The 20,148-nt window shown below is 42.3% G+C and carries 13 protein-coding genes; 3 read left to right on the plus strand and 10 right to left on the minus strand.

Annotated features, from left to right (window positions below; genetic code table 11):
• A partial coding sequence (locus BLT15_RS10890) for a DUF1670 domain-containing protein (RefSeq protein WP_143423071.1) occupies positions 1-218 on the plus strand: 218 nt, incomplete at its 5' end.
• Positions 219-326: 108 nt separating this feature from the next.
• Here BLT15_RS10890 and BLT15_RS10895 read toward each other — a convergent pair.
• Positions 327-1,610 carry a DUF4011 domain-containing protein gene (locus tag BLT15_RS10895; protein ID WP_089761651.1) on the minus strand — a complete coding sequence of 428 codons (1,284 nt, stop codon included), beginning with the start codon at positions 1,608-1,610 and terminating at the stop codon, positions 327-329.
• A gap of 892 nt (positions 1,611-2,502) precedes the next feature.
• On the opposite strand from BLT15_RS10895, the gene BLT15_RS10910 reads away from it, so the two are divergent.
• Entirely contained in the window at positions 2,503-5,067 is a 2,565-nt protein-coding gene (locus BLT15_RS10910; protein ID WP_089761660.1) for a PAS domain S-box protein, read from the plus strand.
• 191 nt (positions 5,068-5,258) lie between these two features.
• On the opposite strand, the gene BLT15_RS10915 is transcribed toward BLT15_RS10910, so the two are convergent.
• The 7 genes from BLT15_RS10915 to BLT15_RS10940 form a co-directional block, all read right to left on the minus strand.
• Positions 5,259-6,752 (minus strand): SWIM zinc finger family protein, encoded by a 1,494-nt coding sequence (locus tag BLT15_RS10915; RefSeq protein ID WP_089761662.1) that lies wholly within the window; start codon positions 6,750-6,752, stop codon positions 5,259-5,261.
• 276 nt (positions 6,753-7,028) lie between these two features.
• Positions 7,029-9,596: a DUF2357 domain-containing protein gene (locus BLT15_RS10920; RefSeq protein WP_234985602.1), complete on the minus strand. Its 2,568-nt coding sequence runs from the start codon at positions 9,594-9,596 to the stop codon at positions 7,029-7,031.
• 46 nt (positions 9,597-9,642) lie between these two features.
• Complete coding sequence (locus BLT15_RS10925) at positions 9,643-11,889, minus strand: MrcB family domain-containing protein (RefSeq protein WP_089761667.1); 2,247 nt, start codon at positions 11,887-11,889, stop codon at positions 9,643-9,645.
• A 308-nt stretch (positions 11,890-12,197) separates the two neighbouring features.
• Positions 12,198-12,332, minus strand: a complete 135-nt coding sequence (locus BLT15_RS13665) for a hypothetical protein (protein WP_268762255.1) — start codon at positions 12,330-12,332, stop codon at positions 12,198-12,200.
• A 9-nt stretch (positions 12,333-12,341) separates the two neighbouring features.
• Positions 12,342-15,530, minus strand: coding sequence for a PAS domain S-box protein (locus tag BLT15_RS10930; protein WP_089761669.1), 3,189 nt, complete (start codon positions 15,528-15,530; stop codon positions 12,342-12,344).
• Positions 15,523-15,840, minus strand: coding sequence for an Hpt domain-containing protein (locus BLT15_RS10935; protein ID WP_089761671.1), 318 nt, complete (start codon positions 15,838-15,840; stop codon positions 15,523-15,525). The genes BLT15_RS10930 and BLT15_RS10935 overlap by 8 nt, the downstream gene beginning before the upstream one ends.
• Positions 15,841-15,879: 39 nt before the next feature.
• Positions 15,880-16,878 carry a diguanylate cyclase domain-containing protein gene (locus BLT15_RS10940; protein ID WP_089761673.1) on the minus strand — a complete coding sequence of 333 codons (999 nt, stop codon included), beginning with the start codon at positions 16,876-16,878 and terminating at the stop codon, positions 15,880-15,882.
• 144 nt (positions 16,879-17,022) lie between these two features.
• Between BLT15_RS10940 and BLT15_RS10945 the strand changes: the two genes are divergently transcribed.
• Positions 17,023-18,240, plus strand: coding sequence for an MFS transporter (locus tag BLT15_RS10945; protein WP_089761675.1), 1,218 nt, complete (start codon positions 17,023-17,025; stop codon positions 18,238-18,240).
• Positions 18,241-18,349: 109 nt separating this feature from the next.
• Here the strand turns inward: BLT15_RS10945 and BLT15_RS10950 are convergent, their stop codons facing one another.
• Positions 18,350-19,153, minus strand: coding sequence for a glycosyltransferase family protein (locus BLT15_RS10950; protein WP_089761677.1), 804 nt, complete (start codon positions 19,151-19,153; stop codon positions 18,350-18,352).
• Positions 19,150-19,953, minus strand: a complete 804-nt coding sequence (locus BLT15_RS10955; RefSeq protein ID WP_089761679.1) for an epoxyqueuosine reductase — start codon at positions 19,951-19,953, stop codon at positions 19,150-19,152. Before BLT15_RS10955 ends, BLT15_RS10950 begins: the two co-directional genes overlap by 4 nt.
• Between the last annotated feature and the right edge of the window lie 195 nt (positions 19,954-20,148).

Genomic DNA, 20,148 nt, shown 5'->3' on the forward strand with positions numbered 1-20,148 from the left:
ATGAGGAAGGTCTGCAGCCTCCTGATATAGCCCGTAAGACCAATCATTCGCAGCAGGCTGTTGATAGATACATCAAAGACTATGAAAGAGTGAAATTTCTTGTCAGAAGAGGTATTGAACCCGCGCAAATACAGCATATGACTGGCAGAGGTAAATCAGTAATTGAGCAGTATATTGAGATTATAGAGCATTATCATCCCGATAATGGCAATGATTAAGAAGAAAGTTAATTCGATCTTCAGATTTTCATCAGGGGGTTAACCCCCTGATGAACCAGTCAACACCGTACAACCACGTCTAACCGCGGAACAGGGCGGACAAATGTCCTAAGTGTAATTATTTAAATTTTCCACATTCTTATCAATCACCCTATTATTCTTGTCCAAATTGACCTTCCTTGTTTGTTTAGAACTCTGAGCTATCTGCCTCAGGGTATTGTAAACATGGTTTCGGGCTTCATGTTTTTTGGTGCCACTACCTCCTACCATCACTGTTAGAAAGTCTAATTCTAGATCTTTTAACATATCATAAACTACTTCCAAAGCAACCCTTTTTTCACAGACCAAAAGTATTTTTTCATTTTCTTTTAAAGAATCCCCGATTAAATTTACTATAGTCTGAGATTTGCCTGTACCGGGAGGCCCCTGAACTACCAAGGCCTTAGATTTTCTTGATTGAAGAAGTACTTCTTCCTGCGTAACATCAGCTGGTAAAATTTTAAGACGTTCTTTTTCCTTATAGTCATCTACATTTTTCACTTCTTCAGTTACAACTTTACTGATGGTCTCATTTTTATAATTTCCCAGAATATGTTTGATCAGTTCTGGTAATTGTCCTTGATCATTATAATCTTTTATCCCAATCAGGTCATTAACTAGAGAATTTTTACCCTGAGGAAAATGCCCTAATATTGCATAGGGTTTTAAAATTAGCGAACTCTGATTATTAATTTTATCCGGAGTTTCATCTCTTGGAATTTCTGGAAACTCTTCAATTTCTTCATTCAAAACATTCCAGTTATCTATTAATTCATTGGGAAAATAGTTCTTTATTTCATGCCAGAATTGCTCAGGATTTTCGACTACTTCTTGAGCCTCCCATTCAGGAACTTCTTCTGGTTCGAACTCTATTCCTAACTCTTGCTGCAAAGTAATTAAAAGAGCCAAATTAACATTTATCTCAGCATTTTTGTCTATATTAAATACCCAGTTGTTTATCTTATTATCATTTTTTACTAACTCTAGCTCCACTGGAGTCAAAACTAAGGGGCCTCTATACCAATCCCCTAACCAACCTTCAAAAAATGGAAAACCCACGGCCAAAGGTGACAAACCTGTTTCTTCCCTTCTAGTATTACTATTTTTTCTTATTTTTTTCAATTTATAAGAAAATTTATTATCCCCATCTCTAATACTTCCATTAGTTAAATCATATTCATCTGGTTTACATTTATATAATGCATTAATTAATTTATTTGCCGAAAGACTTCCATTAACAAGATCAAAATCCTTATATCTCCTGATTCTTCTCATTAAAAGTGAATTATCTCTTCTATTGACCTTAGTTGCATTTTTTATTAAAAGATTTAATACTTCTTTATCTCCACTCATCTTTAACTCCTTTCAGCTAATTAATCTTTTTATTGATACATTATATATTTATAATGCACATAATCAACCAACCCATAATGATCACGGTGAGAATGAGATAGCAATACCCCCGCAAATTTCCGATCATTATCCGCTTTTGCTTCTGAAAACTCATAAAGATATTTTATATCGGGCAGTACACCTTCCTCAACTAAATCTGCTTCTGGAAGCTCTTTATATCTGAGGCTCCTGCATAATTTCCAGCCCTTGATCACCTGGCAAACCACTTTGCTTTATATGTTTCAGCCATTATTGTCATGATAGTGATCTTATACGATATCTATCAACTGATAACAAGAGAAACCATTAAAAATGCTTCACCCCAAAATTCTTATAAAATAGCAAACAAAACCAAAAACAAGAAGGGGTAAAATATACTATTATTTTATTTTCAACAGAGAATGCTGTTTCCCCTGCATGAAATTTTAGAATTGGAGGCTCGAAATAAGAATTACTGGCTTCGGATCTGACGCAAAACTTTTGAGCAATATGGTTCTGTAGTGAGCCGAGATTTTCGTGTGATAGTACCTTCTTTCAGGCGTTTCCTTTTCGAGAACCTCGGCTTTATCGATTAAATTTAATACCTTTTTGATCATAGACTTTTTTTGTACGCCCACGCCATCTCCAACAGCCTGAAATAGGCGTTAAGCCCTGGGCCATCAGGATCATCATCAGCCCCGCGGTTAAAGTCGAAACCGTGATAGAATAGAATCGTTACAATAAGAAATCAATGGCAGGAATTAGTATCATCATCTATAATTATGATAGTATAGTATCATTAATTTAAATCTAAAATCAAATTGATTTTTATCGATAAATTGACAGGCTCAATATAGAGCAGGGGGGTTAATCATTGACCGAAGCAGCCGGTGGTGTCAGAACATATAATCTGGACTTAAATAATGAAACTCAACACTTGCTGAATTCAATTTCTCAGGGTGCCGCGATACTGGGAGGAAAAGGTACTATAAAAGCCGTAAATACTTCCTGGCAGCAGCTAGCAGAAAAGTGTGAGGAAAGTCAATTCGGTCTGGAACTGGGGAATGATTTCCTCCAGTCCGTTGACCAGTTCAGTGAGAGCAGTTCAACAAATACCCGCCGGTTAAAGGAAAAGATCGAGGCGGTTCTGGCGGGCAGATCTCCCCAGTACTCTCTGAAATACTCATTGCTAACCTCGGAGAAAAAATGCTGGTACAGGATGAAGCTGAATAGATACCAAAATGGAGCACTTGTTCTGCAGGAAAATATCACCGAACAGATGCTGGAGAAACTGTGGTATCAACCCCTCTTCGATAAGAACGGTGAGGCGATAGCAGTTCTGGATGAGAACACAGAGATTATTAATATCAATGAACAATTTAAAGAGAAGTTCAAATATGATTTAGAAGAAGTTGCAGGTAAAAAGCTCGATAAAGTACTGGAACGGGGCAAAGCCGACAGTGCGGACAGGGATATGACAAGTAAAGTGCTGGATGAAGAAAAAACAATCCAGAAAGGAATCCGGTACGAAAGAGATGGCAGCCCACGGGAATATCGGATCAAAGAAGTTCCCGTAAAAATAGAAGAGGAAATAAAGGGTATCTATGTTATCTTTGAAGATATCACCATCAGAAAGGAAAAACAACGCCAGCTGCAGAAAAACAAAGAGAGACTGGAAATCACACTTAAATCAATAGGTGATGGCGTCATAGCAACAGATAAAGCCGGAAGGGTGGATCAGATGAATGATGTTGCCGAAGAGCTTACTGGCTGGTCCCTGGAAAAAGCAGAAGGCAGACCGCTGACAGAAATATTTAACATAGTCAACTCCCATACAGGTCAACCGGTGGAAAACCCGGTGAAAGAGGTCCTGAATTCAGGCATAAAAGTGGGGCTGGCCAACCATACAATGTTGATCTCCCGCGACGGCAGCGAATACCAGATCGCTGATTCTGCCGCTCCCATCCGGGATAAAGAGGGGGAATTGAGCGGATGTGTGCTGACATTTCGCGATGTGACTGAAGAATACCGGATGCGGGAAGAGCTGAAAAAACGCGAGCAAAAGTATCATGGCATGATCGATAACTGCTTTGAAATGATATATCTGCACGATCTCCAGGGCAATATACTCGAGGTCAACCAGGCAGTTCTGGAAAAAATGGGATATGCACGGAAAGAAATAGAAGGTATGACAGTCTTCGATCTCCACCCCTCCCGGAAGGGCACCTATGATGAAGAAAAGATCATAAAACAGTGGAAAAATTGGGATGTAGGCCAAAGATTCCTCATGGAAAGAGAGCATATCCGAGCAGATGGAACCAGAATGCCCGTTGAAATTTCCACTGGTAAAGTCAAATTTGCCGGCAAAGAACATTTGATCGCCTTTGTGCGGGATATCAGCCAGCGCCGGGAAAGGGAAAAAAAGCTGGAATATCTGAGCCGCTATGACAGACTGACCGACCTCTATAACAGAAATCACATGGAGGAAAAGCTGGAAAGCCTGGACGAGAATGAACTGCCGGCCAGCCTGCTGATAATAGATATCAATGGCCTGAAAATAATAAATGATACCTACGGTCATGAAAAAGGTGATGAGCTGCTGGTTAAAACCTCCCGCCTTCTGCACAGGATATCACGAGAAAAGGATACACTCGCACGCTGGGCCGGAGATGAATTCGTTATTTTGCAGCCGAATACAGAGCTTGAGAAAGCCCAGGAATTCAGGGATAAAATCGAGCATAAGGCCCGGGAAATAGAGTCAGATATTCCCTTCTCAGTGGCTATAGGCGTCAGCTGCAAAACCAAAGCCGACGAAAGTATATTTTCCAGCCTGCATGAAGCCGAGAACAGCATGGATTATTATAAGCTCACCTCTGAAAAGAGCTCCCGCAATAAACTGCTGAGCAACCTCCTCAGCACACTGGAAGTTAAAAGCGATGAGACCAAAGAACACGCGGTCAGGATGTCGGATTATGCCGTGCAGCTGGGAGAGCGGATCGGACTGAACCAGGATAAGATGAATAAACTGACACTGCTGGCCACACTGCACGATATCGGGAAGGTTACAATTTCGGAAGAGATACTGACCAAGCCGGGCGAGCTCAACGATGAAGAGTGGAAGATTATCAGGGATCATCCCCACAAGGGTTATTCCATCGCCTCCTCCACCGACGAGTTCTCGACTGTAGCTGAGGGTATATTGTGTCACCATGAACGCTGGGATGGCGAAGGATATCCCCAGGGCCTCTCCGGCAAGGAGATCCCACTTCTAGCCCGGATAATTTCTATAGTTGACGCCTTCGATGTTATGACAAATGGCAGACCATATAAGGAGCCTCTGAGCGAGGAAGAAGCCCTTGAGGAGATAGAAAACTGTGCCGGAACCCAGTTTGACCCGGTTCTGGCCGAAAAATTTGTGGACCTGAGGCGGGAAAGTTGAGGGTGTTCTTGCCCTGATTAAAAAGCAGCCCGATAAAGATAAAGGGGAGTATCAGTGCCGCTTGCCTCTGGAGATTTAAATTATTTTATTGATATACTGGAGAATAGCTGATAAGAGAACTACTTTAACCAGGAGATTTCACCAATTCAGGACATTAAAAAAATATTTTATTATAGTTCTCGCCGGCAAATTCACTCAAGGCATATCTCCCTGAATTCCTCCTGCAGGGCCGGATGGCGGGGATATTCCTCCAGAATACCCTGGATATAACTATCCCACTTTCCCCTCTCGTTCAGCTGCTGACAGTATATATTCTTGATTTTCAGGGCAATTTCCGCTCCCCGGCGGTAGCTCTTTCTCTTTTTGGCATCGATATGGTTCTGGACGTTATCCTTATAGATTTTTATCATCTCGCGGGGGAATTTTTCATCCAGTATTTCATCCTCCTCCGCAGGAGCAATATCTTTTTCCTTTACCAGATGCAGAACTTTCTCGTACTCTTCCCTTTCATCATATATATCAGCCAGCACTGTATAGCTATTTCTTTCTTTGAGATGCTCGATCATTCTGTTCTCTATTTCTTCTATATCTTCAGACCGGCAGTAATCCAGCACCTGGAAGAATTTCTCGCTGGTCGGGCTGTTTCTGAACTCCTGCAGATAAAATTTTAGTCCCCGCTCATAATCACCATTTTCAATATAATGATCTCTCAGATAGCTTATATTCTGACCGACGCCCCATCCCCCGGCTTCAATACCTTTTTGAGCTGTCTCCACTGCTTTTCCGATTTCACCTTTTTCATCATAAAATTTTACCAGATCATAATAATCATGGCCGGTGTTCAGATGCTGCTGACGGAGCTCCAGATATCTTTCCTCATCCTCCAGCTCTTCCCGGTAGATCTGTATTATCCTCTCCTGGTGATAGCTGTCGTCTGACTGCTGCAGCAGATCAATTACCCTGTGCCAGTCCACCTCAGTCTCTGCCGCGGTGAAGGCCAGCTCCAGAGCAGCATCTATGAGACTGCAGTTGCCGGCCAGATGCTGGTCAACAAAATCCTCGATAATCTCCTGCCGCTGGCGGGCCGGAAAGTCGTGTTCCTGCAGCAGATTCATCATTTCATGTACAGATTCATAGAATTCATCCGCCTCCAGCTCACTGCCGCCGCCATAATGATTGAACTCCTCGATGATGGCCAGAGCTTCCTGATGTAAAATCTCCAGCCTTTTCAACCTGCTGTCAGCGGAGTTAAAACCCTGCTCCTCCACATAATCTGACAGCTCTCGCTCTATACCCTGCCTTTTAAGGGACACATCTGTCAGAAAGTCGATAAAATCTTCGCGTTCCATCTCCTCTGTCAGCTTTTCCAGCCTTTCCCTGATACCGGCTTTCTTTTTATCCGCACGAGTTATTCCCTCACCGCTGTGCAACCAGGTCAGGCCCACCGCTATTATATGCTTGCATATCCCACCCCAATCATAGGGGCAGCTGCAGTAATGATAGTAGGGGTCTTCAATATTGAGCTCCACCTCATAAAAGGGATAGCTGTTACCGCTCACCTCAGCTATTAATTTATCTCCATCCAGCAAAACCTCCCGCACTCTATCACTTTGGTAATATCTCAGACCTTTATCCCAGGATTGAGGCCTGGATAACTCCTTTAAATCTTCCCTGTCAAAACCCATCATATCCGCCTCCTGCCTGTGTTTTAGACTCTATTTATCCTGCTTTTTTCAGGGGAATCATCGATTAAATTTAATGCTCTTTTTCTCGGCCGGTGTCATGAATCCTATAACGCCATAAATTACTATCAGGCATTATTTTCACCTCAAAAACTGCGCTTTTATAATAGTATCATGATAGTATCATGCTCTTTAAGATCATCAATTCCAATTTGATAGGCAGAATATATCTTAAATCAACTAAAATTTTCGTGCCAGCAACAAATAAAAAATTAAATTTTACATACTTATTGCATCCTTAAACACACCGCGCAAATTGTGCACAAATTCGTCCAGCGAATATCTTTCTCTTGAAATCTCTTCCCTATTTATATTCTTGACAGCAACCTCACCATCCTGCAACTGCACAGTTATATCTCCAGATTTAAAGCCTTTAACTCCCTCAAATATATGATCTGGAGACCCATATTTTTCTCTCATCACTATAATATCATCACGCACCCGCTTTAGTTCCAGCCAGATTCTCCAGCCCTGCCAACTTTTTATATGCAAATCAGGCAGCACTTCAGCTCGGCGGAAAAGGTCATAATTACAGTATATGTGGCTCCCCTGCAAACCATAGCCCAGAGGCTTTATCGACTCATCTAGCTCCTGTTTTTCCTTCAGTTTTAAGACATAATATGGCTTTCGTGAATTATTGTTTCCTAAGGGGATTTCCTTTCTTTCTCTGACCTCGATATCTGGTATACGCCAGTAATGTCTGATGCCACAATCCCCATCGAACTTGCGTCTACTCTGATAGACTGCTAGATACTCCAGATTATGTTCATGCAGTTTAATCTGCTGGCAGGGAATATGATAAAAAGTAGGCCTATCATCATCCAGAATAAAGTCCAGCTGTTCAGGTCCGCGCAGAGATCCCACCAGCATATTCTGCTCAAATTGCTGCTCGTCAATATATTGTCTCTTACCAGGAGGCAATATGTTTCTTTCAAAACCGCTGAAGAAACTCTCCTCAATTACATCCTGCAGAAACTCACTTACCAACTCTGTACTACCCGGCATAAAGGGAAATGCTCCCACATTAACATCGGCTATGCTCTCGTAGAACTTATGATTCTCCTTGAACTTCTCCTCCTCAGGACAGGGAAAGAGGACAAAAGCGCCGACCACTGGGCGCTTCCAGCCTCTTTTTGCCTGCTCTTCAGCTATGATAGCATCTCGATAGCGGTGCATCGTGTTAATGCTGTCATGAGGTGGACCCAGTGGCATCTCTTCCTGGTCATTCTCTCCGACCTCTCCAAATTCCCCGTTTTTTTCCAATCTATATTTGGCATCAAAAATAAACTTATAATCCACTTCACTCTGTTGCTTGCCATGGCGGGCCTTACCCTTTTTGCTCAATGACAATATGTTATCCGGCCGCTGACCGGTGGTGACATTCTTTCCTTGAGCAGTATTATACAACAGAGAAAATATCTCACCTGTCTTAGGATTCTCAAATTCCACCTCAGCTTTACCCTGTTTTTCCAGGCGAAAATTAATGCCATCAAACTCATAGGCCACCAGATCCTGACGTTTAAGGTCATATTCGTCGGCTAAAATTCTTTCCAGTTTCAAAAAGCACCAGTACTCATATAGGCGCGACAATTCTTTCATAGACATCTGATAAAGCTCACCTTTGATATCCAGGCCGCGCTTTAACATCAAATAATATTTATGGACCTCTCTGTAACCAGGAGCCATCTGCAGCACCAATGATAGTGACTGCATTCTTTTTAATTCGCCAACTTGACTGAGAAAAGTTTGCTCCAGCATATAGTCGAACTCCCGTTGAAACTCAGCGATCCGCTGGCTGACATAATCATCTTCGCCGTACAGCTGCCGGTGTTTTTCCTGAAAAATATTGAGCCTTTCGCGAATGCGCTCTATCATCCAGCGTACAAAGCGATTTTCAAATGTATCATAATTCAATTCCTTCTCAATATTTAGCAGCTTATCAGGCCGTCCTTTATCCTTATCATAATGGCGCGGGTTTTTGCGTAACCACTGCAAACTCTCTCGCCCTACATTTTTCACCCGGCCTGCTGGCAACACCCGGGTTCTTTTCTGCAGACGGTGATGGGGAGATTTTTTTAGCCTGTGAAAAGCTTTCTTAAACTTGTCCATTACATGGGAAAGTATGCTGAAAAATTCTGCTCTATCCGGCCGCTTCTCATCTTCTTCTTTTAGCTGCATAGGTTGAAAAGTGCGCTGCAGAAAGTCAAAGGCTAAATTATATATCTCATCATTGACTTCCCTCAACAGGCGGTAATAATCATCTTGATAGTCAAGTTTTGCGGGAAAAACTTCCAGTCGCAGGTTCAATAATGTATAGTCATCTTCCTTGATAGCCAGATTGGAATAGCCTACATCACTGGCAAAATTTAAACTGCCGGTCAAAACTCTCTCATCATCCGGCAGTGGTGTGATTTCATCGCGCAGATTGGGGTTTTCATGAAAAAACTCTACAGGCCTTTTGTCTTCTGCCACTTTAACAGTTAGCTCATAATTCTGCTGTTCAAAAAATATAGGACTCAAACTAATTTCCCGGCTGCCATCCTCGCCGAACTCAGACAGGTCAACTGAAACCAGTCCTTGCCTGGGCTGAAAATAGGCCGCCTTTTCCAGTTCACAGCCTTTATAGCAATCCAGCTTAAGACTGGCCCGGGCGCTATCACTTTTCTCCTCAGTGGCTTTCTGGTTATAATCACTGCCCAGCAGAGAATGATAGGGGCGCCCCTGTATATATAATTTAAAGCGATCAGTTTTTATAAAGAGCAGATCTTTTTTCTCATCAGCTGCCATGTTCATCACCTCAATCAAGCGACTGTCTTAGCACTTGAACAAAAGTTTACAGCCAATAGGAAGTAAAGCCATCCTGTTGCATGCGCTCATGCATCAGGGCCAGCTTTTCGGCTGAACGAGGATATTTCATCGTTTCATAGCCATCATCTGGGTCATCGTTTTTCCTTTGATTAATGATTTTTCGAGGATTATCCTGCATATCATTAAATTGTTCTACATCCGCTGCCAGCTTAAAGAGATCAATAATTACATTTTTGATAAGCTGGGAGCTGCCCTGTATACGCGGAAGTATCTTCTGCATAAGCTGGAAATCAAAAGCCTCTCTATCTCCATGCTCCAAGAGTGAATGGCGCTTGTTGTAGAGCATATAAAATGCTATTTCATCCCGCACCCTATACCCGACATGGAGACTGGCTTTCTCCAAAATATTGTTTGTTTCTGACAGGGGATCTACCACCTGAGCATGGATAAACTCTTCTTCCCCTCCAGGACAATCACTCATGCTGATAAAATCCGGTTTGAGAAAACCATTATCAACGCGTTCTAAAGGAGCAGGCCTATTTTCGCTATCTGTCAGATTGAGCTGAGATAACTCCACCTGAGAAAACTCGATGGTATTGGCCCTGTCCAGAACTTTTTTGCTGAAATGATGGGTGGTCTCATCCATATTAACTGTCCCAACTATGTAGAGATTATCGGGGATGCGTAAGCCAGCATATTCTGTTTTGTCTTCCGGCTTTTCAAAATCCTCCTCAGTAAAAAGAGGAGCACTCAAGATATGTCCATTATGATTATGGCGGGTTTCCATCTTGCTGAGAAACTCGCTAAAATAATATTCCACTCGGGCTAAATTCATCTCATCAAGACAGACAATATGTATATCATTGGGGTTGGATTGAGCATTCTGCAAAATATTTATCATAGGGCCAGGTACAAACTTGCCCTCAAGATTCTTATAGCCTAACAGATCGGAGCTATCGTTCCAGTCCGGTCGCACTGATATCAGCTCATAGCGTTTATTTTCGGAAGTGCAGCCCAGAGCATGGGCAAAGTGTTCAACCAGTTTAGTCTTGCCGGTGCCAGATATCCCGGCCAGAAGCACGAAGGGCTTAGTTTTGAGGGAGAGATAGAAATTTTCCAGCATACCGGAGGGATAGTAGAAACCATGGGCTGTGAGGTAGTTTTTTATATGGGCGATCTTTTCTTCGGTCGATAAAGTAGAGCCAGGGACAGTCTGCCTTTTTGAATTATCATAGTATACTTGATCCTTATAGGCTTGATAATAATCCAGAAGCAAGTATAAATCTTCTATAAGCTGCTCTTCGGTGATTTGTTTATTTAGTATATCATCAGCTTCATAGAGGATATATCCAATAGTTGAAGTTTCATATTGAGCCCCTGTGCCACTATCGGCCAATTTAACATTATCTGTGGTATTTAATTCTTCTAAATTTAATTTTTTACGCACTTCATTTTTAGTCGATTTTAATTCATCACTGTTTGCATTCGTTACTCCCTGGTTTAAAGTCAAATACACCCTTTCCATATCTTGAGAGAAAAGATAAACTACATAAACTCCCTCTTGCGTGGTAGTAGTTATTCCCTTGTCCATTATTGCCAACCAGGGAACTTTTGCCCAGTTTCCCATGCCAATGGAACCCTTGACTTTGAAATTATCTACAGATAAATCTCCTTTAATTGATATGTACTTTTTTATTGTTTCAGGCATGTTATTTCTAAAAGTTTCACCAAGTTCATGACCTGAATACATTTCATTCATGCGAGCTTGCGCGTAATTTTCTACTACTTTTTTAAAGCTATCATTCAAGGATTTCAAATCTAAATCACCTATTTGTTCAATATAATTTTCAATTTTATTTCCCTTTATTTTATCAGTCAGATTATCAAAATATTTTTCTATTTTATTCTCCACAAATTCGGATATTTCTTGATAATCATCGGCAGACAATTGCCTCCAAGCTCTAACATCTCTAATCTTAACCTGATCTTCTTCAACCAGCAAAACATCTACAAAATTAATTGGTTTTTTAACGATCTGGTCTTTCAATTCTGATAAATTCATGCTTTCAATTTCTTGTAATACTGAATTCTGAGCTTCAATAATTTTGTTTTGTTTTTTTCTTTTCAAATAAAAATCTCTAAAATATTTTGCTAAATCTTCTATATAAACTTTTCCATCATCATTCAACTCTAAAAATCCTTTAAATACTACAAACTTGTATGATTTATCATAGTATTTGAGGTCATCAAAAATATCTTCTTTTAAGCCCATCTATCCCTACTCCTTTCTCTATATGTAGTGTCAAAAGTATAATGTATCTTATAGTATTCATAAGTTTTGCCGCCAGTCTTTACTTTTCTTTGTACGCACAAACAATTTTTATCCACCCCCTTGGCACTTTTAATAACATCAACTTTCATAGTGCAGTGCAAGGGTTAATTTGAGGTGATATTATATTTTCTGGCACCATGTTTTAACGAGATTCTAAAAACCCGATCCCATGATGCCGGGAATCATCGGGGGTGGATACCCTAAAAACGGCTATCTGGTGTTAAAGTCAAGTTATGTTTTTTTCTCATTCACTCTCTTTTGATTTCTACCGTGATTAATTCTCCCAATCTGAAGAAAGCTCCCGGAACAGCATAGGACGGAAAATCGAGTACTAAATAGGTGTCTACAGCTTTTCTAGAAATATGCATCAGCTCTGAACTCACCTATCAACCTCAATCCTCCCTGTATTCATCAATCAAACTAAAAAGCTTATTTTTTTTGATCGGCTTGGTAAAATGCCCGTCAAATCCTAACTGCTTTGTTTTTTTAATATCTTCTGTCAAAGCATGAGCGGTTAAAGCAACCACGGGAGTGGGTTCCCGCTCTTCTTTTTTCTCCCAATCTTTTATAGCTTTTGTAGCCTGGTAACCATCCATCTCCGGCATCTGCAGATCCATAAGCACCAGATCGAATTCTCCTTCTTTAAATTTTTCCACGGCCTTAAGACCATTTTCGGCCATTTCAATCCGGCAGTTTTTGGATTTAAGATGAGCTTTGACCAGCAGTCGATTTTCTGCGGCATCATCCACCAGCAAAATCCGCAGCGGACCTTTTTCGCTGCTTATATCGTCTGCCTGAGCTTCTTCCCGGCTGTCAGTTTCAAAGCTCACTACCCCTTCAGCCTCACCCTCTGTCCCTTTTTGCTTCTGCTGTTTATAAATTTGTTCCTCAATAGCCTGAAGCAAACTTTTTCTGCGAATGGGTTTGGAAATAAATTCATCTACATAGTCCCTGCAGGTGATTTCTTCCATGCCCAGATTGGAGGAAAGCATAATTATTTTTATTGTAGACTGCTGTAATTCTTCTCTGATATAACAGGCCACTTCGTTCCCATCTTTCTTCGGCATTAATAGATCCAGCAAAACCAGCTGAAAATCTTCATTATTTTTCTCTTCATCTGCCAGCAGCGAAATAGCCTCTTCACCATTTTCAGCAGTTACTAATTCCACGTTTTTATCTTCCAGTAGCTCTTCAATTATTAACAAATTGGTGGAATTATCATCAACAGCCAGAATTCTAGTCCCTTCTAAATCAATCTCATCTTCAATCTCAAATCTATCGCCAACTTCACTTTCAGCCATAGGCAGTTCCAGGGTGAAATAAAATGTGCTGCCGGCCCCTTTTGTACTTTCCACCCAGATATCTCCATCCATAAATCTAACCAGTTTTTGAGAAATGGTCAACCCCAGACCGGTACCGCCGTATTCTCTGGTGCTGGAGGCATCAGCCTGAGTAAAACTTGCAAATATATTCTCCTTCTTTTCCTGTTCTATGCCTATACCTGTATCGCGAACAGAAAAAAGCAGCTGAACTTTTTCTTTGCCTCTAATCTGTTTTTTTTCTTCCAGCTCCACTTCCAGAGTTACCTCTCCCTCTGCAGTAAATTTCACTGCATTGCTTAGCAAATTAAGCAAAATTTGCCGCAGTCGGGTGGGGTCTCCCTTCAGTTCTCCTGGCACCTCGGGAGCAATCCGGGAGGCCAGATCTAATCCTTTTTCATAGGCTTTAAAAGAGACCATCTCTGTCGCATCATTAACCAGGGCCTCAAGAGAAAACTCCGTTTCCTCCAGCACTATCTGCTCGGCTTCAATCTTGGAAAGATCCAAAACATCATTTATCAGGGCCAGCAGGCTCTCCCCGGCATTCTGCAATATTGTCAGGTAGTTTTTCTGCTCGGAATTTATTTCGGTTTCCTCCAGAAGTTCGGACATGCCTATAATAGAATTCATGGGAGTTCGGATTTCATGGCTCATGGTGGCTAAAAATTCAGATTTGGCCCGGGAGGCCTGCAGGGCCTGATCGCGGGTCTGTTCCAGTTCAACATTTTTTCTTTCGATTTCTTTGGTATATCTATCCAGCTTTTGTTTGTTCTTTTTAGCTTCAGTAATATTCTGAAACATGGCCAGAATATACTGCTTATCATTAAATTCAACAGCCTTTGCATTCACCTTAACATTCAGAATCTCGCCTGTTTTAGTGCGGTGTTTGGTCTCAAAAACCTCCCGGGAACCATTTAACATTTTGTTCACTCTGGCCCGGGTCTCTTCCGGCTCTTCAATCACCTCATAATCATTTATCTCCACATCTTTAAATTCTTCCCGGGTATAACCAAGCATATCACAGACAGCCTGATTATAATCCAGAGACTTTTGAGTCTCAGAATCTATTACTACAATTCCATAGGGAGCCTCCTGGAAAAGAGTTTGATAGCGCTGTTCCAGTTCGCGCCGTCTGGTAATATCCCTTGCTATCCCCAGCACACATTGTTCCCCCTGAAATGTTACAGGAACTTTTTTGGTCTGAAACCAGCGCTCATTCCCCTGGCTATCGGTAATTTTTTCCTCTGTTATTGCTTTCTCTTCCCCTGACAGTACAATTTCATAATCGCTGGCAAAATCTTCAGCTTCTTCATCAGTTGGACTCAACTCATGGTCAGTTTTGCCGATTATTTTTTCTTCAGGCAGACCAAATAATTCTTCCAGCTCTTCATTTACCAGCTGATAGCGTCCCTGTTTATCTTTGATGAAAATACAATCGGGCATGTTATTTATTACCTTTTGAAAAGATTCTTTCTGTTCTTCTAGCCGCTGTTCGAATTTCTTCTGTTGGGTAATTTCATAATTAACCCCGATCATGTATTCGCTCTCATCATCTTCATCCGAAACTATCCGTCCAAAACCTCGTATATATTTAACATCTCCCTCCAGACCTATTACTCTAAAATCACTCTGAAAGTCCTCTTTTTCCGCTGCTGCCAGCTCCAATTTCCGCCGGGTTTCCTCTTTATCTTCCGGGTGCAGATTTTTAACCCAGGTCATATATTTATTCTCAACCTCATCTTTATCCAGACCGTAAAGTTCATACATCTCTTCACTCCAGTAGAGATCATCAGTCTCCAGATTGAGCTCCCAGACCCCTACCCCGGCGCTGGAGGTAGCTATTTCGAACCTATCCTTCATTTTTTCCAGATTTTTTTGCGCCTTTTTTCTTTCTGTGATATCCCGGCCCGAGCCCACAATTTGGGTTATTTTTCCCTCATGATAAACCGGGGTTAAAGTGGTGTGATAAACTTTTTTACCCGCAGGAAAATCCAGCTTTTCTTCATATTCAATTCTTTCTCCGGCCTCGATACATCTTCTATATTTGGCTTCAACTTCTGTTCCTATCTCCTCTCCTAAAACTTCCCGGGGAGTCTTGCCTCTAACCTCTTCTGTCTTTAGTCCCGTCTCCTGTTCGTGAGCTTCATTCAAGCGTTGAAATTTAATTTCATCAGCTTCCGTAATTTTCAGCAAAAAGAGGGCATCCTGAGTATTGTTAAATACAATCTCGTACTGTTCTTTTAATGACAGCCCATCATTCATAGACAATCTCTACCCCCTCCATATATTCCGCCAGCTCTTCAATTGATTTCTGCAGGGAGGAATGATCCTCTGCGGCCGCTGCCTCCTCTATGTCTCTTCCCAGCTCCGTCACTCTGTCAAATCCATAGCCGCCCCCGCTGCCTTTAATTTTATGACCCAATTTTTCTATCTCCTCGTAGTTTTTCTCGGCCAGCAGCTTCTGCAAATCCTCAATATTCTGCCTGCGGTTTTCCAAAAACATAGGTATCAATTCTTTTAAGTCTTCATCCACATGAACAATATTCTTTTCAACTTCCTCATTTTCTCCCATATTAACCTCTCCTCCGATTTAATTTTCAATCAGAATAAATTAAAGATCACAGCTCATAAAATCGACAACTTCCACCCTATCCCGCCCTTTCTCTTTGGCCCGGTATAAAGCTTTGTCGGCTGTTTTCACCAGCCTATCCGGCTCAGCATTCTCACAAATCTCGGCATAAGCAGCACCTATACTCACGGTAACATAGGGAGAGACGGGAGAATCTCTGTGTTCTAATTTCATATCTTTTATCCCTTTTCTAATTCTTTCCGCCACCTCTTTTATCCCCTCTTCATCTGTATCCGGCAAAATAGCAGCAAATTCCTCGCCCCCATAGCGGGCAGCAGTGTCGCCCGGCCTGTAGAGAAGCTCGGACATTTTTCCTGCCAGCTTCCTCAAACAATCATCTCCTTTTTGATGACCATAAGCATCATTATAATACTTAAAATGATCTATATCCATCATAAGCAATCCCAGCTGATTTTGCTTCCGCCGGGCTCTTTCCCATTCTTTTTCTAACATCTCATCAAACAAGCGCCGGTTGGCCAGCCCGGTCAATCCATCAAGAGAAGCCAATCTTTCCAGCTCTTTATTGGCCTTTTGCAGTTTGCGGGTAGTCTCTTCCAGCTCTTTTTCGCGGGCATTTCTCTTCTTGATTTCTTTTCTCACCCGCAAAGCCGAGCTCACTCTGGCCAAAAGCTCCACCCGGGAGATGGGCTTTTTTATATAATCCATGGCGCCGGCGGAAAAAGCCTCTTTAAGTGTATCTCCATCATCCCTGCCGGTCACCATGATTATAGGGATATCTTTAAAATGGGGCTCCATCTTCAGCTGCCTGCATATTTCCACCCCATTGCCGTCGGGTAAAACTATATCAAGAAGAATTAAGTCCAGCTCTCCTTCCTCCAAATCATAATCTTTTATGGCGGTAAATAATTCTTCACAGCCGCTGGCGAAATCAATATTTTCATAACCAGCCAGCTGCAGATATTTTTCCAGCAGTTTTCTTATTTCCCGGGCGTCATCAACTATCAAAATATTCACCAGCATTCTCCTTTCCCTCGTTATGTTCATCATAAAAATTCAAATTCAGTAAATTCAAATGTTAAGTTGCTTACAGTAAAACTGTAAAATCTTTTGTTATCCTGCCTTCAGAATGAAATAAATAACTAAAATTTCAGGGAGGTTCTTAAATTGAAAGAAAAAGGCAAAAATGCCAGCAGCTATTCTTCATCTGCAGCAAAAACTCAAACAAATAGAAAAGTTATATTATTTCTGCTGGGATTTATGGGTTTTTGGGTTATGGGGGATAATTATGCAGCAGCCCCTCTTTTAGTAAATATAGCGGCGGATTTTGGACTGGATATCGGTACAGCCGCTCTTACTGTTCCTGCATATATGATACCCTTTGGGCTCTTCACTTTTGTTTTCGGGCCCCTGGGTGACAGATATGGCAAAGAAAAAATTATAAATTTCGCCGCTTTTGGCACTGCGATTTTCAGCAGTCTGGGAGCTGTAGCCTTTAATATTCAATCTCTGGCTGCTATCAGAGCAATAAATGGAATTTTTGCCTCTGCTATTTTGCCAGTAACTATTTCTTTGATCGGAGATTTATTTTCTCAACCCAAAAGCAGGCTTAATGCTATCGGTACTGTCATGGGTGTATATTTTTTGGGAGCAGCCGCAGCCACGGCTATAGGAGGCGGCCTATCTTATCTGGGCAGCTGGCGCCTGGTATATTTGATTTACGGTCTGGCTGAGCTTATAATTGCACTGGCTATGATAAAATATTTTGCTTTTTCCGGAGGAGACTCCAGTGCCCCGGGAATTTTTCAGGCCTATTCAGGAGTTCTACAAAAAACTAACTTAATTAAAACCGTTAAAATCATATTTTTGGGTGGATTCGCAGTATTCGGCAGTTTCACTTATCTGGGAGATTTTTTGGCCGAACAAACCGGTTTTAATATTTTAATTGTAGGCTTTATACTGACTCTTTTTGGTCTGGCTGCTTACACAGGCGGCAGATTTGTAGGTAATCTGCGGCAAAAATTTGGCAGAAAAGTTTTGATAGCAGCGGGTATTATAGGCTTTATAGTCTGGAGCCCCATGGGCTTCTGGCCCGGTTTAGCCTATGTTTTTGTAGCCCTGCCAGTTTTTGGTACTGTCTTTGTTATACTGCAATCTTCCATAGTGGGTTCCGCCCAGCAGCAGCTTCCAGAACAAAGAGGCCTGGTTATGTCACTGGCTTCTTTTAATATGTTTCTCGGTGGAGGAAGCGGGGTTTTTGTAAATCGTATTCTGCTGAACACCTGGGGCTATCATATTGTGTTTCTGGTCTCTGGCTTAACCTTTATGACTGCAGGTTATTTAGCCTATAAACTTAATATATATTCCCTTGCCTCCCATGATTGATTCTTTGCTTCAGATACTTATCTTCAATAGGGTATGCCGTTTCCCCTGCAAAGAATTCCGAAATTAAAAGCACGCAATAAATTTTTCTGTCAGTAATTCTTATAACATCCTAAAAATGCTGCTCAAGCCGCCGGAATACACCGGACCAGGACAGGGATTTCACCGCCCGGCGGTATTTCTCATCCTCCAGAAACCAAAGATCATCGACCTGCTCCAGCTGACGGCTGAGTTTACCCACATAGACAATTTCACTTCTTTTGCGCCTGTGCCTTTTCTCAAGATCTTCCTCAGTCGGAAAAAAGAAGCTGGAGAGATTATAACCCAGCCCGGTGACCACAATTTTCCCGGGATCATAATCCAGTCTTTCAGCAATCTGGCGCTGCTGATGACGGTTGAGAGCAAATATCCTGTCCAGATTAGCTGCTCCCTCTTTGACTTCCCCGGCAAAACGAGGATTTTTCTGGACCTGCCTGAGACCTGTACCGTGGGAGATGCCGATAACCCGATAATTATCGAATCTGCGGGCCGCCGCAGCCGTCACCAGCCAGAGGTGATGACAGAGAATTACGGGATCGGTCAGCTCAGAAGCCGCCTTTTCGATTCTATTCAGATAGAGATCGAGTATCCGGCTTTTTTCTTCGGCTTTCAAAGAAGCATAAGTGCGGGAGCGATAGGGCATATTATCACTCATGCCGAAGATGGGAAAAGGCAGCTGATCGCTCATGAATTCAACAGGCAGAAAATCATCACGAAAATCCTCACAGTCACTCCTGCCACTTCCCTGCTGTGCTGCAGCTATCACTTTTTGATCGTAGCCTCTTTTTTCGGCTTCTTTATAGCAGGCCTGCAGATACATGCCGCTGCCGGTGCAGGCCGGCCTCTGGCCCAGCACATGAATCAATTCATCGCTCATCCAATCCCTCCTCCACTCATTTCTTTGCCGGGGCTGGTCAGAGTGCAGGGTAAATTCACGGCGCATTTGCCGCATGATTTTAACTCATCAGAATTAAAATAATCAGCATTGTTTTTGAGAACCTGATAACAGGCCTCTTTGTTTAATCCCTCGGCGGTGAGAGCCGAAAACTCGCAGTTTTCCACACATTCCCGACATTCTTTACCGGCTCTATCCAGACAAAATTCGGATTCCGGTCTGCTGTCAACCTTCATTTTCAAATCCGTAACCAGACTGCCGATTCTGCCCGCACAGCCGGATTCAGTTATCAGCATATGATGTCTGCCAAAAGTCCCCAGTCCCGCTATAAAAGCAGCGTGTTTATGAGACCAGCTGCTGACCAGTTCAGCTCGATAAAAATTTCCGGTAGCGGCTGCAAAGTTGGCCCGGCCACCCCTGGCTTCAATCTCCTGCTTGAGCTTTTCGTTTAGATGCCCGATAAGTGAATTTGTCTCACTGCAGGCCTGAGCCCAGGCCCGGGAAGGAAGATCTCCCCCGATATTAGAAGCAGGAATTTCAGCGGCAAAGGGAAGGAAATAACAGATAACAGTTTCCGCCCCGGCAAGTAAATCCCTGGGCAGCATGTGATCCTCAATCACCACTTCTTTCAGCCGGGGAAAATAATCATCCTGAGCCGAAGCAGCAGCCATAAGCGGCTGCCGCCACTGAGTTGACACCTCCGATCTCCGGGCGTAATTTTCCGTCTCTTCTTCGATCACAGTAAATAATTTTCCTTTTAAACTATTCTGCGAATTGCTCATAATAAAGCTCCTTTCATTCAGGCTGCAGCTGCCTTAATCCTTATAAATACACTGATAGGCTTATGGAATAGACAATTTTTCCTGATGACCCTGTTGTTTTTCACGGATTTAATAGAAACAATCGGCCATAAATAGGACCGAGCTGCAGGGAAGCAGTGAGCCGAGCTTGCCGCAGGACGCGGTCATAGCGAGGGC

The organism is Halarsenatibacter silvermanii, from assembly GCF_900103135.1.
Taxonomy (GTDB): domain Bacteria; phylum Bacillota; class Halanaerobiia; order Halanaerobiales; family Halarsenatibacteraceae; genus Halarsenatibacter; species Halarsenatibacter silvermanii.